Here is a 14754-nt window from a genome sequence, read left to right as displayed (position 1 = left end):
TCCTCAGTAAAGCTCGCTATAAAGTTTGTTTTTTACTTGTTCCCAGCGATTCGTTGCCTCACGAATCGTTTGTTTAAACCGTTCCTTCTCCTCGTTATAACAATTCACTCGATTGATCTGCTCATCGAGTGAGAGGAGAGGCAGTTCAATTTCACCTACGTCTGAGGGATTCAAATTCATAACGGTTGTACCTCGCTGGAAGCTCTGAATCAGTGTCATTCCAACTGGGCTTTCCAGAAATATCTTCGCAAATCCACTTATAATAGACGCTTTAAATCGAATGACGATAATATTAGCAGAAGCAATTATTATCCCTTCTGTTTCGGGAAGAATAGCAAGTTTATTTACCGTACCACGGCAAGCCATGACTAGATCGCCGGGAAGGATCTCATAACGCTTTACCTTCCGTTCTTCTTCATCAATTGTCTCCAGCTGATCCAGTTTTACATCACCGTCTTCAATGTTGGAGATATTTAATACCTTGATGTTTCCAGCTCTTAGGTCTTGCTTGAGAACAGATTTTCCACGGAATATATCTGCAACATCACGTAACTTCACCTTAGGTACAGGCGCCTCTTGAAAGGAACGCAGTGTATCCTGATCTTCATCCAGCAGCATATCGATTCGCCAGTCCTCAAATTGCGAAAATGCTTCGGCGTGAATCGAAATTTCTCGCTCAGGCTCCAAAGACAACTTCTGAAGCTTTAGGCGACCTATAAATACTTGCTCTGTAGGAGATTTCCCAAATTCAATCTGATAGGTCTTAACCGACGTATAGGGTCGGAACAACCCATCGGGCAGCAAATGCACAGATTGGACAGGGTAAGACGTATTCGTCAGTTCGCGCCACTTTGCAATGCTCCCCGATTGAAACATCATCCTTGGTGGGAATGTCACACTTATTCTCCCTGTGTCTCGCAACAGGGGAAGTAAATGGTTGACGGCTACGCCTTCTGAATCTCTTATGCTTGCATCTTCAACGTCATCCATCTTTAATCCGAAGTTCGGGATGGTTAAGATGGCATCGAACTTCTCTTGCAAAGGTAACGGCTGATAGATCGAGCCCTGTATGATTTGAACATTCGGATAAGCTTCAAAATAAGTCTTCAGCAGCTTGGCGATAATGTAACTTTCGGTCAGCAGCGTAATCGTAAACGATTGCTTGTGTAATCGAGTTTCTGCCAGACCACGCATATATTTCTCCACTTCTGCAATCAACATCGTTCGGTAGAGGTTGCGTTCACACATGTCTTTAAATCTGTCTACAATACTCGTATGAACAACAATACCGCCTGTAATACGATCTTGCTGTATCGTCTGTACGGCATAATCTAACAAGTCCATATCCTTGCCTACTTGATACAGCCTAAAGAACAAATCTCGATCACCGGGGAAGTGTCCGAACTCACGCTCACCAGCATACTGCTTCATCCACTGGAACAGCATTTCCGGTTCTAAGATAGATGTATGTGCTGCTCCTTGCAGTTCGAGCGACTTTCTTGTTTGAACAACCCGAACTGCTTCTCGAAGCAATTGATCCCGAGTCCCTATATCATGAAGAAGACAAATATTCCAGAATGTTTCAATCAATGCATCACCCTCTAGCCCTAGGAACTTACACCTAAATAATACCACAATAAAATCCAGTATTCAAATACTAAAAACAAAGAACCGATTGAAATCGGTTCTTTACGACATTAACTTACCTGCAAGTCTAGTGGCCCACTCGCGAATTGTATCACTTTGATAATGCTTCAGTTTTTCAATATTCATAACGTCGCATTGATTAAGAACTGACTGATCCCAATGTCCACCTTTTTGAACCAATCCATCGAGAAGCTGCTTTATGTTTCGCTCTATTATCCTAAATGACAACTGATTTCTTGGACGGAGAATAAGTGTAGAAATCGACCAATCATCCGGTCTTGCCACTTCGATAATATAGGATGTCATGATTCCAGTAGTTACCTGAACTATGGCACATGTTCTGCGAGATCCATTCATACAGACAGAGAATCGCTTACCAGGCGGCACTCTTACTACTGACATCCTTACTTTCACTGGGAATGTCTGCTTCAGCAATTCAATCATCTGAAAAAATGGTTCAAGACCGATTGCATCGGAGGCTGGAATCGTCTCGAGTGTCTGGAAGTCGATAGGTAGGGTATCCCCGCCAACCATGGAATCCTGGGTACTGACTTCTTCAGATGCAGCAGCTGCATGTTTTCCCCCGCGTCCAGTCGACACGATGACTTCATTTCCTGTATTCGATTGTCTTACACTTGATCGACGAGTCTCCACTACAGGATAATTGGCGAATCGCATTATTGTAGGGGAAGTTTCCAGTATATCTTGATTCGAATCCTCCTTAGCGTTGTCACTTTGATCGTTCAGCACATAGTCAGTGTTTTTAGAACCAGGAATCATACGAATCGTCTTGTCGCCCGAGCTCCATTCACGACGTTTCTTAGAGGGATGCCAAAAGAGAATCTCATTTGATGGATGCTGAAATCCGCCTATGGCAATGATCTCTTTTACTAACACGTAATCGATAAATTGCACCCCGCGGGTATGCATTTCAATAGGGCCTAAGGGCGGAAGATCAATAGTTAGAGGAACACCTTTCTTTAAGGTAGCGGATGGATTATAGGGTGAACTTTTAACTGCATGACTGAACATGCTCTGATAAACGGAATCCCACAAGGACCGAATCATCGGGTCCGTGTAAATCCAAGAGAGGTGACGAACGTTGCTGTCTGTAGCCAATTTGGCTGGAACTCGATTACTCAAGTCGAAATGCAATGTTCCCCCCAATGAATAGCTATTATCGATTAATAAATCCAAGCCATGAGGTTGAAGCAAATAGTAGGCTTAGTACCTCGAGTTAATAAATAGAGCTCTAATCAATTCAATTACCGGTATACAGTATGTGAGACCATTCGCTTGATACTGAATAATATTTTGTAATCCGAGCTCAGGATTTTTACCAAAGTCAATCAAACGTTTAGGCAGCTTAAAACCATTGGTCAGAGTGCCGTGGTTGAGAGCATCTATGGTAAAGTGGAATGCCGATCCGCTCATAGGTGTTATCTGGTCATAAGTCCCGTTTGAATAGATTTGACCAATACGCAAATAAGGAATCGTCCCCCAGGGGTAAGATACTACCTTTATCCCTTCGGCTGAAGTTTTGAATGCGACACGAATTCTCCAGTTCCCCTTATGATCCATAAACGGTGATCCAAACCAGACTAATTCTGCCTCGTGATACTCTGGAAAAGGCCAGGATCTCAACGTCAGTGTTGCCATGAAGAAGTCTCCTCTGGTGATGTGAATGGTTGCAATAGTCGGCTTTGACCGATGCATCGATTAATTTCGTCTAATACTTCCTGAGAATAGTCAGGTCTTAGTCCTGCAAGCTTCTCCAGCTTCCATCGTTTAATTGGCCACTCTCCAGACAAACGTTCCGCAGCCCAATGTACTCTTCGTATCTGAAACTGGGAAACAGATTCTACATACGAAGTTAAAATACTCATCGTTACTGGAAGCTTAAGTTGATACTTCTCTAGCCAACTAAGTTTCCCGATTCTCTTGCCAAGCAAAGTAATTGTAATGCGAACAGGTTTGGCGTTACTTTCAACCAAGATGGCCTTACATACCTTTTCAACCATCCAGCTTAGCTCCAAATCACGTTTTTCCCAGTCAACACGTATGTAAGGGGACTTCCTTGTATTTATCGAAGAAGGAGCTGTTGCAGCCTTCTTAGCATGCTTTTGTTCAAGTGGAACATTTGGTTCTGGCATTTTTCCGTTGGCATACTTGATGACAGTATTTGTATCCACCCCAAGCCTCTCAGCAGTAGAGCGATAGGACATCCCACCTTGCATGTACTGCTTTAGCTTATCTGACCATATCGGGCCGAAAGTCTTGATTCTTCCCCGATAGTACTTGTCTTCTTCAGATCTATCAGGACCACGACGAGAATAAGAGAATCCGCATGAACATACAAAGGTGCCAACAGGTCGCCCTGTATCTGAGCAACGGGTGATATCACATTGCGTAATAACTAATTCCTTATAATGATCAGCCGCCTTATTTAGACAGGGCCAAGGGGTATTGCCAAATGGAGCGTTCGCACCGTCAGTGCGATCAAGAAATTCACGAAATGATCCATATAAAAAGCGGATAAGAAGCAACTGACGTAAAGGATGAATAGCTCGCCGCGCTGTTCTCGTTGATTGCTCTAACCACGAATACCTGCTTTCTGTTGGGTCACTATCTATTACATCAAACAATTCTCGACTATAGAAAAGCACCAGCTGCTCGCAAAGCTTCTGTTGGCGGGTACGCGAGGATACAGTAACATATCCCTTCTCTGCTAATCGTGGTAGGATAGCCTGTCTTAAGTCATATAATGCCGGCAGATTGTCCTGCTGAACGAGTAAATGAATGTCTTCAGCAATATCTGACAGGCGATCAATTAGTTTATCAGGTAAATCTTCAATTACAGGAATCGCATGAAACATATGTCTAGAAATCGGCAAAACATTTAAGCCATGTCTATCCGACAATGGACTCGTTAGCTTATGTAGAACTCTCCGGTGATGAGGACAGAGATATACACCTGGTAATTGATGAACTCGATGCCAGTAGGGCTCACCATAACGTTGAATGTCTTGTTCGTAACAGGAAGGGCAAAACCACAATCGATCCGTCCGATCAATCGTGCTTGCTGTTACGCCTACTAAAGCATGAATACCCGATCCATCCATGCTTCTCATAAGTGCTTTAACGCGCATAGCTCGGGAGTCCGGTAAGAAAGGGGCATAGTAAGAATAAAAGGTGTGCTTTATAATCCATTCATCAGCCATGATCTGAACTACGTTTCTTCTTAACAATGCATCCAGATGGCTTGGAAGATCGATCGTAGGAATGACATTGTCAGTACCGAAAACTTCCCTAAGTGTCCATTTAGGACTTGTATTATTTGATCTAATGTGATATCTGGCGATCACACTATATAAGAGTTCGTCAGGGTATGGGGTTGGAAGTGCACACCATTCACTCAATTTTCATCACCTATCCGAGGAACTCCATTGGATTTTTAATATAATCCGCAGCCTTCAGCGAATCGTAAGCAGACAATTTCTTCTTTCGACCTTGGGATACAATGAGCCGTAAGTCACTTGGATTCGACGGTATTACCTTTGGCTTCGTCTTACTACGCTGCTGCGATGATTTATTCACCAGAGCACTTTGCTTCTGCAATGCCACTTTTAGCGCCTCTTTATGAAGATCGATTTCATCCAATTCATGAAGATGAATTTTCGTTACCTCTTCCGCAGCTTGAGAAGCTATGGCTTGTGTCACACCGGCCTCGATTAGCCATGCACTGACTTCGTTTATCGTCTGTTCAGTGACGTCATAGCCAAGTTCTGTTCGAATCACTTCTAATCGCTCTGCTTGCCTTTGTTCAGCTTCAATGCGATCCAAATAATCGTCGATGGAAACACTGTCATAAATATCAGCGAATTTCTGGATCTGAGCTTTCTTACCTGAGCGTAAAGCCTCCAAAGCTGGCCTAATCAAGGTGAGTCTATCCTTTGCCACGGAACGAATTAGCCCCGGCGTAACCGATTCGAGTTCTTTATCCAAAGCTCTCCATTGCGTTAGCATGAATAGCTTAATGGCAATATCCGATATGCCTTGTGACTCTTCATACATGACATCAATGAACTCTTGATCTAGCTCCACTTTCTTGTCCGTCCACTGGTACTTCCACAACCCCTGAAGCAACCAGGTCCATTCCTCATCTTTCTTGAAGTGATGCCATGTGGCATCTCCTTGACCGCTATTCCGTCTAGCATTACGAAACTCGCCGTTCAATGCAGGAAGAGCTTTGTAGGTTCCGACAAGAATAACCGGCAGCCCAATGGTATTAACTAATTGAACAAAGAAATTAAGCATTTGAGCAGCGCGATCATCCTTGGCTTCTTGAAGATTCTGAATTTCATCAATGACAAGAACCCCAAGGCAGTGAACTGCCGCAGCTTGTGCCATCAGAGGAAGTAACTCATCCGGGTTTTTGGTTACATTTTTCTTGTAATATTTTGTTCCGACGAGGCTGTCTACTGCTAACAAGAAGTTGAGACATAGTCCTCTTATGGATCCATCATGAGGGCAATCCATCTTCAACCAAACAATTTGAAAAGGAGCAGGCATATCCTGCCCTCTATATTTGCGGTGCAGAATGACTTGCGGATACATTTGCAAGATTCGCAACAAACTGCTGGACTTACCAATTCCAGATATGCCAACTAAGGCAAATCCAGCGGAAGTTGGGGTATTCACTGGGTAACCGCTTGTATTTCCCTGCATAATGAGTTCATAAGCGTCCTTGCGAGCTCTGAAAGCGTAATTTGGAGTCAGAGGGTTACGTCCTACATAACCGTCACGAATAAGCCTTGAAATGCTCTGCTGAAGCTCCAAATGTCTGGATAACGGACGAAAGAAGTCGCGAGATATACGTTGAACACAGTGCAACCGGAGATGAACGGGAAGGTCACGCTCCGAGGCATTAAAGATTGGCTTGGACGCCAGTTTGTTCACTACCGTCTTATCATCCCAAATCGGTGGGAGAGCTTCGAGCAGTGGGTTATTCCGATAATCTTCAAGAAGCGGATCTTGATAATCGGCTTCTACAAACTCGCCGCGGCTGAAATGGAATAACGGGACATCAAATTCGCTCATTCATCATCACCATCTTCAAGCAAATAAGCTTTTATTTTAGATAACTTGTCCGCTGGAGGAACATAGGCTTGTTTGGTCTCTGCCTTGTCGTCGCGTTTCAAAGGAACTACGTTGTTTGTTGGATTTGTCGAGACTTTTTCAGACAACTGGAAAGCTTCTTGTTCACGATTAGATGCTTTCTCGTTAGAACGCCGCTGTCTGGTGCCTTTAACACGCTTACTGTTACTTTCCTCGCTTTGTTGAATGGCTGCATCCGTTTTCTTAGTTGCCTCATCAACGATAGCCCTTGTTTGTGCATCGAGCTCAATTTTGGATAGCATGTTGTTCACTTCCTGATGTCGTCCTTGGTACCGCTCAATCTCGAGCAAATCTTCGACTTCTTCAACTTTCTTATTGAGGTATCGCTCCTCACGTTCCAGCAGAATACATGTCTCGAATAGGTGCCCCTCATCCAACCATAAATAGATTTCATTCGTTGTTCGAGGATCGTAGCAAACCTTAACTCGCCAAGTCTTACCTGCTCTTGCCTTTACGAACCATTGTTCCCGCATAGCCAACTCACAACTATAGTGCATACCCTTGAACTGGATTCCTACAGCTGTAACTGTTGCCTCACCTTGATACATTAGATTTAGCTTAACGATATGCTCCGGTTGTTTCTTAAGCCTTCCGTTGCGATTGATGATTCCCCAGTGCCACAAGTCTCTTGGAATAGGAGATACTTCGTCAGCCACCATAAATTCATTCCGGTCATACCACAGCATGTGATGATCATTATTATGATAAAGGACAGTTTGAATCATAATTTTCGTAAACTCTCGAAGCGTTAACTTTGCATCCAAACGATAATCTCGTTGTCCACGTTCTCTATAGCGTTCTTTTATCGCTCCAGGAATGAAATGAATGCTCCGTAGGTTCGCCAATCTGAACTGTTGTTCAACTATGCCTTTCCAGTCGGCACGATACGGTGGGGCATTTTCCACATCAACACCAAGCACATCAATTAAGTGACTAGGTTTCTCCCCTTCAAGTTCCCCACGATCTGCCGTCAGTTTCTGCGGTAAATGACTGGATACCCATTCTTCAGGTTCGATATCTATCCCATATTGGGCACAAAACTTGACCTTATCGGCCGTCGTATTCGCTAAAGCCATCATTGCACCAATCCAGCTTGGACCTTCAAGTCCAATGTAAATACCTGCAATATAGCGACTGAAGACATCAATAACGATATAAATTATCGGGCGACCAATGATCCACTCCCGGCGGTACTCACTGACCAAATACACATCTGCAACGGTCGCATCAATCTGAAACCTAGACCCTGGGCCAAAACTTTCAAACGTGGAGCTTCCAAGAATAGGCCTATAATCTAATGCATAACGTTTTTCTCCGAGCCGGCTTTTGAGCGTATCCTCTAAATTTATTTCTTTCTTAAACCAGTACCTGTACTGTCCAAAACTCGGCAGCTTCTCATGGGGAGGAAGGATCGGCACCAACGCTTGTCCATCTTGTCGAAATCCGTTAGCAAAGAACTTTTCGAGTGTTTTTTGGAACGCATGTTTGAGAGGAGCCTTCTGCTTATTGTTATAGAACAGTCGGATGCCCGATCGTAATAATTGTTTTATCTCTTCATCGATATTTATGCCTACCGGTTCATCTTCAAACTTTCGCGGACGACCGCGCTTCACATTTCCCGGTGATCTCTCAGTTCCATAACTACCACTATTATTGAAGTGTGGCAGAAGAGCATTCTTCATCTTTCCACCTTGCCAGTACCTTCGTAGGTAGCGGTAAATCGTACTTTTATGTAATCCGGTTCGCTCCTGCGATTCTCTTACTCGTGAGCCTCGGAAATTCTTATCGAAGCAGCCCGGTTCATCCATAACGATGTCTTTAATTACGTCCCACGCTTTATCTCTAATGGTCAGATACTCTTCATTAATGTCCTTATCCAATAAAGGTATATTTCCATTTATCCACTCGACTGTCTTGAGAAGATTCGATTCGAAGCCTGTAACATACTCGAAATATGTTTTCATGATGGGAAAAGCCTTGTCATCTTCAATTGCAATACTGAAAACCACGTCGTTAGAAGGGGAAATCCATAATATACGTTCTAAATGCCGATCCTCTGAATCAGACGAGATCCATTCCACGACCATATTTTCATAAATCGCTTGCATTATAATCACCCGCCTTTGGCTTCAAGTCGATATTCAGGAGTCGCTATCTTAAACTCTTTCGCAGGGAGAGTCGGTATGATTCTTTCATTCATATTTACAGACCATTTTTTACGCGCGACAAAATGACGGAACAATGCAAGAGATGTTCCGACTTCTAGTCCTAATCGTTCGTCGCAAGCTAAACAAGCCTTCGATATTGCCTCCCCGTCGTTTAAACGAGCAGCGAGCATTTGCTCTATATTGCGGATAGTAAACACACCTAGATCAGATACGTCCTCGTTGTGATACTCCTTATGAACCCACTCAATGTTTCTAATTAGTACATCAGGTAAATCGCGGTCAATAATAATGCCCCAGTCTATATGACGCGTTTCCCAATAGACCCGCTCAATTTCAAACTTGGCTATCGTTCGTTCGTCTTCCATTTCACTAAAAGGCTTCACAGTCCTAGCAACATCTTTGTCTCCGTGGGTGAGTAAGAAATCCGTAGTCATCACAATTGGAACACCAGTTTTAGGATCACTGGGATGAGTTATTCCGATCTTTTCCGCAATCATTAAGGTTTCCTCAAGTGGCAGTAGAGGGAACTGTTCACGGATATCGGAAACCCCATCCGAATAGTCAAGCAGATAACAATAATCACGCTCAATATCCGAAAGAAGCTCGTGTCTTCGGCCTGTCGTCCAGCCTACGCCACGAGTTGCTCTGCCTTCAGATGGAACGTCCTGAATCTTGAGCCAAGGAAGATAGTCTTTACCGGTACCTTGACCTCTGCCTTCCTTGATCATCTTCTCGATTTTCGCTTCGGTTAGTTGCCTTTTTCGTTTTGCCATTCATTCACCTCAGTTGTTAGTAGGCTCATCCGAATGTCTCTGATCCTCTGGAATGGTTTCTTTCACAGCCTGTCGCTGTTTCCTTAAAGTCACTAACCTTTGAAACTCCAGATAGTACGCATCGAGTTTCGCTGAATTAACAGGTATGTGATCTATCCTTATGCACACGACAGAATTGCCATCATTCAATATGACATCTATTCGATCTGTTTGCTCCTCGTGACTTCTTACGGATACTGGCCAACCTCCAACGAACTCCGCATGCTTAAACCATTGATGACGAACAGCCCAAGAGTAAGAATAGATTTTCCCATCAAACCAGATCCCGCTTGGAGTTACGATTCCTATATCCAACTTATCTTCTTCCAAGGTAACACCCCGCATTTTTCGGTAATGTTACCATGATTACACTTTTCGGATTTTTTAATCCGTAAACGGATATTTATTTTTTCTTAGCTTTATATGTATGATTTCAAACAATTCGTTTTTTTCGCGAGTAGGGAGGGATCGAATGCTGTCGAGCAGTTCCAACTCCTCATTTGATACATCGGTTTGCATGGATGAAGACTCAACGTCATCTGCTAGTAACCAATTCAAGTCGCATTTGAATTTATTTCTAAGTGCAATGATTGTTTCGCATGAAGGGAGACAAACACCGCGTTCAATATCACTCAGCGTCCCTTGAGAGACTCCAATCCTAACCGAAAATTCTTTTTGATTAAGCTCATTTGATTTTCGAATAAATCTGACTTTTTCACCTAGATTCAACTGTATCAGCTCCAGAAAACAAAAATACCCCGTAATTAGTTACAATTACGGGGTTCAAGCTCATGATGTCTGTTATTTGGAGTAAATGCTGAATCACCCAGCAGTCTAATACTTTATTTACTCAGTCTAATACTTTATTTTCGCAGTCTAATACTTTATTTTTCAGTCTAATACTTTATTTTCACTGAACATATTTCCTAACAACTTTTAAAAACCTTATTCCACCGTAACCGACTTCGCTAGGTTACGGGGTTTATCAACATCGTGGCCAAGAGCCAGCGATGCGTAGTAAGAGATCAGCTGCAGCGGCACAACCGACAGGGCTGGTGCCAGAAGCGGCAAGGTTTTCGGAATCGCGAACAATTCGTCTACCGATTTGCCTACCTCCGCTTCGCTGCCCGCGTTTGCAAGGCCAAAGACATGAGCGCCGCGTGCTTTTACTTCCTTGATGTTGCTCAGCGTCTTCTCATACAGCTCTTCTTGCGTGACAAGCGCGATGACCGGAATACCGTCCTCGATCAGAGCCAGCGTACCGTGCTTCAGCTCGCCCGCAGCATACGCTTCGGAGTGAATGTACGAGATTTCCTTCAGCTTCAGCGAGCCTTCTTGCGCGACTGCATAGTCGACGCCGCGGCCGATGAAGAACAGGCTCTTATGATGCGAGATCGACTCTGCTACTTGCTTCAGAACCGGAGCGTTTCCGAGAATGCTCTCCACTTGCTCCGGAAGCTCGTTCATAGCCGCGATGATGCCGGCAACGGTTGCTTCGTCTTTTGTACCAAGGATAGTCGCCAAGTGCAGACCAAACAGGTAGAAGGCAATCAGCTGCGAAGTGTAAGCTTTTGTCGAGGCAACCGCGATTTCCGGACCTGCCCAAGTAACGAGCACATCGTCCGCTTCGCGGGCTACCGAGCTGCCTACAACGTTAGTGATGGCGAGAACGCGGGCACCGTTGCGTTGCGCTTCGCGAAGCGCAGCCAGCGTATCCGCTGTTTCGCCCGATTGGCTAACGACGATAACGAGCGTGTCAGGCGTAATAATCGGCGACCGATAACGGTATTCGGAAGCTACATCGGTCTCAACCGGGATGCGTGCGAGCGATTCGATAACCGTTTTGCCAACCATGCCTGCATGATAAGCCGTACCGCAAGCAACGATATGCACTTTGCGGATCGACTTCACGTAATCTGCCGTCATCGTCAGCTCTTTCAGGTTTACGGACTTGCCATCTTCCGCAATGCGGCCCAGCATGGTGTCACGGTAAGCCTTCGGCTGCTCGTAAATTTCTTTCAGCATAAAATGATCAAATCCGGCTTTCTCCGCTGTCACAAGATCCCAATCGACATGGTATATTTCCTTGGAAATAAATTCGCCTTCTGTCGTCATGAGTTCGACACTATCGCGTGTCAATACAGCCATTTCGCCGTCGTTCAAGATGTATACATTTCGAGTATGCTCCAAAATTGCCGGAATATCCGACCCGATAAAGTTCTCGCCTTCGCCGATGCCGATAACAAGCGGGCTAGCGAAACGAACCGCAACCAGACGTTCTGGTTCGTATTCCGTCAGTACGCCAAGCGCAAACGCGCCGCGCATCCGTTTTACGGCGCGTTGTACCGCTTCGACAATATTGCCGTCGTATTCGTCGGCAACTAAGTGCGAGATAACCTCCGTGTCCGTCTCCGACACAAAACGATGTCCTTTCGCCATCAGCTCATCTTTCAGATCCAGGTAGTTTTCGACAATGCCGTTATGCACGACCGAGAACTTCGCCGAGTTATCCGTGTGAGGATGCGAATTAACGTCCGATGGCTTGCCATGAGTAGCCCAACGCGTATGACCGATACCAACCGACCCGGCAAGCGGCTCATCACGCAGTTTATCCTCCAGCACAGCCAGACGGCCTTTGGATTTCTTGATCTCCAGTCCGTTCGTCGTGAATACCGCAATACCGGCGGAGTCGTAACCACGGTATTCCAGCTTCTTGAGTCCTTCAATCAAAATATCCTGGGAATCACGTTTACCAATATATCCTACAATACCACACATATATAAAGACCTCCGATAATCAATAGTAGTCTCCCCACTATGACCATGGCTGCCAGCCTATATGCGGCACAGGCGTTATTTTCCCTACTGCCCGTGCCAACCTCTCAGGCGGCACCATAGACATACGGGAGCATGTTTTAAAAAACCTCGAAATGAGAAAACCTCTATCGCGGCCTCTCGAAGATGAGCGACCGCGTCTAGCGGTAGGTTTTATCGCCACATCGAATTTCAGTTTTCGACTGACAATGAAAAACTATAAATTCTATTGTGGTAAATAAAAGATCAATACATGCAAGCCTGCCGAACGTTTGTGAGACCGGTCGCCCAATCTTTTTGCGTATCGGCTTTCGGTTGGCTTTGCGATAACCGGAAGGTCCCCGCCGAATAATTCGAACACCTTCACCTCGTCAGCTTCCTCGTGTGACCCTTCCCATCCAAATAAACGGATTGAAAGGCATCATCCCCCTTGAAGCTCTGGCGCTTATAAAACGTCATTTGAACCTCTATCCTCGCTTTCCTGCTTGAATCATACTTCCTATCATATTCACTTTCGACTTGTTTCGCAACCTGAACTTTAGGCGCAGGACGAACAACGCCCTTATTTTCCCCTAACAATATACGCCTTCTCGTCCGAATTGCCCAAGCCTAGTCATACATTTGCCCCAACTCTCGAGGAAAACGAATCTCCTTACATTACCTATATATTCATTGGCCAGGCCGCGCATGTAAAAGTCTCCACGGAATCGTGGAGACTTTCGCATGTGTATGCAAAGGCTTTAAGCCCGCTAACGTTTAGCCTAATTGCTCTTTCACGACATTTACGATTCGTGTCACATACTCCTCGATCTGGTCCTTATCAGGGCCTTCGGCCATAACGCGGATCAGAGACTCCGTACCGGATGGACGGACGAGCACGCGGCCGTTATCGCCAAGCTCCTTCTCAACCTGCTCCGTGGCGCTAACGATTGCCTCATTCCCCGCATACAGGCTTTTGTCCGCAACTCGAACGTTCACCAGCACCTGCGGATATTTGCTCATCAGCGTTTTTAGCTCGCTTAGCTTCCGGCCGGATGCCACGAGAGTATCGACCAGCTGCAAAGCCGTCAGAATGCCGTCGCCGGTTGTGTTGTAATCCAGGAAGATCACGTGACCGGACTGTTCGCCGCCCAGGTTAAAGCCGCCGCGGCGCATTTCTTCCATCACGTAACGGTCGCCGACGGCCGTTTGCGCCGTATTCAGATCAAGGCGCTGCGTCGCTTTGAAGAAGCCGATGTTCGCCATTACCGTTGTAACGATCGTATCGTTTTTCAGCTTGCCGGCCCGTTTCATCGCATCGCCGCAGATGCAGAGGATATAATCGCCGTCTACTTCCTCGCCTTTGTCGTCAATTGCGATCAGGCGGTCGGCATCGCCGTCAAACGACAGACCGAGGTCCGCGCCGTGAGCCAGAACCTGCTCGCGCAAATATTCCGGATGCGTCGAACCAACGCCCGCATTGATATTGCGGCCGTCCGGCTCCGCGCCTACGGTAATAATCTCCGCGCCAAGCTCGCGGAATACTTTTGGCGCCAGCTCGTAAGCGGAACCGTGCGCACAGTCGAGGACGATTTTAAGGCCGCCGAAATCGCCCTTAATCGTTGTTTTTAAATAATCGAGGTAACGGAACTTCGCTTGATCGTCGTTCAATACCGCACCGATATCGCCGCCGATTGGACGAGGTAGCTCATCCGCCTCGGCATCAATCAGACGCTCGATTTCAAGCTCCGTCTCGTCGGACAGCTTGAAGCCGTCGCCGCCAAAGAACTTAATGCCGTTATCCTGAACCGGGTTATGCGAGGCCGAGATCATAACGCCCGCATCCGCTTTAAGCTCGCGCGTAATGTAAGCAACTGCCGGTGTCGATACAACGCCAAGCCGAATAACGCTTGCGCCAATCGACAGAAGCCCTGCAATAAGGGCAGCCTCCAGCATCGGTCCCGAGATCCGCGTATCCAGACCGATAACCACCTTAGGCTTATCCGCCTGTCCGGTTAATACGTAACCGCCGCAGCGGCCGATTTTATAAGCAAGCTCCGGAGTCAGTTCCTGATTGGCTACTCCGCGCACTCCGTCCGTACCAAAATATTTCCCCATCGTTTCTCATGCCCCTTTTGTCGTTAAATCTGCTGCTG

The 14754-nt window shown here is 45.8% G+C and carries 10 protein-coding genes; all 10 read right to left on the bottom strand.

The genetic code is table 11. The features are described from left to right. Positions 1-3 precede the first annotated feature (3 nt). Positions 4-1590 (bottom strand): restriction endonuclease subunit S, encoded by a 1587-nt coding sequence (locus tag FHT67_RS30090; protein WP_167200791.1) that lies wholly within the window; start codon positions 1588-1590, stop codon positions 4-6. A 99-nt stretch (positions 1591-1689) separates the two neighbouring features. Further along, complete coding sequence (locus tag FHT67_RS19155) at positions 1690-2844, bottom strand: Tn7-like element transposition protein TnsE (RefSeq protein ID WP_208403391.1); 1155 nt, start codon at positions 2842-2844, stop codon at positions 1690-1692. 27 nt (positions 2845-2871) lie between these two features. Next, a complete protein-coding gene (locus FHT67_RS19150) occupies positions 2872-3306 on the bottom strand; it encodes a hypothetical protein (RefSeq protein ID WP_167200787.1) in 435 nt (144 codons plus the stop codon). Next, the gene (locus tag FHT67_RS19145; RefSeq protein WP_167200785.1) at positions 3294-5066 is read right to left on the bottom strand and encodes a TnsD family Tn7-like transposition protein; all 1773 of its coding nucleotides are present in this window, start codon (positions 5064-5066) and stop codon (positions 3294-3296) included. The genes FHT67_RS19150 and FHT67_RS19145 overlap by 13 nt, the downstream gene beginning before the upstream one ends. 10 nt (positions 5067-5076) lie before the next feature. Further along, entirely contained in the window at positions 5077-6747 is a 1671-nt protein-coding gene (locus tag FHT67_RS19140; RefSeq protein WP_167200783.1) for an ATP-binding protein, read from the bottom strand. Then, positions 6744-8933, bottom strand: a complete 2190-nt coding sequence (locus tag FHT67_RS19135) for a Mu transposase C-terminal domain-containing protein (RefSeq protein ID WP_208403390.1) — start codon at positions 8931-8933, stop codon at positions 6744-6746. Before FHT67_RS19135 ends, FHT67_RS19140 begins: the two co-directional genes overlap by 4 nt. A gap of 5 nt (positions 8934-8938) precedes the next feature. Then, positions 8939-9766 (bottom strand): TnsA endonuclease N-terminal domain-containing protein, encoded by an 828-nt coding sequence (locus FHT67_RS19130; protein ID WP_167200781.1) that lies wholly within the window; start codon positions 9764-9766, stop codon positions 8939-8941. Between the two features lie 423 nt (positions 9767-10189). After that, entirely contained in the window at positions 10190-10534 is a 345-nt protein-coding gene (locus FHT67_RS19125; RefSeq protein WP_167200779.1) for a helix-turn-helix domain-containing protein, read from the bottom strand. 216 nt (positions 10535-10750) lie between these two features. Further along, positions 10751-12583, bottom strand: a complete 1833-nt coding sequence (gene glmS, locus FHT67_RS19120; RefSeq protein ID WP_167200777.1) for a glutamine--fructose-6-phosphate transaminase (isomerizing) — start codon at positions 12581-12583, stop codon at positions 10751-10753. Between the two features lie 792 nt (positions 12584-13375). Then, positions 13376-14716: a phosphoglucosamine mutase gene (gene glmM / locus FHT67_RS19115; protein ID WP_167200775.1), complete on the bottom strand. Its 1341-nt coding sequence runs from the start codon at positions 14714-14716 to the stop codon at positions 13376-13378. Positions 14717-14754 lie beyond the last annotated feature (38 nt).

The organism is Paenibacillus sp. BK720 (genome assembly GCF_011761545.1).
Lineage (GTDB): Bacteria > Bacillota > Bacilli > Paenibacillales > Paenibacillaceae > Pristimantibacillus.
The sequence above is the reverse complement of the archived record's forward strand: the minus strand, read 5'-3'. Positions and strand labels throughout refer to the sequence as shown.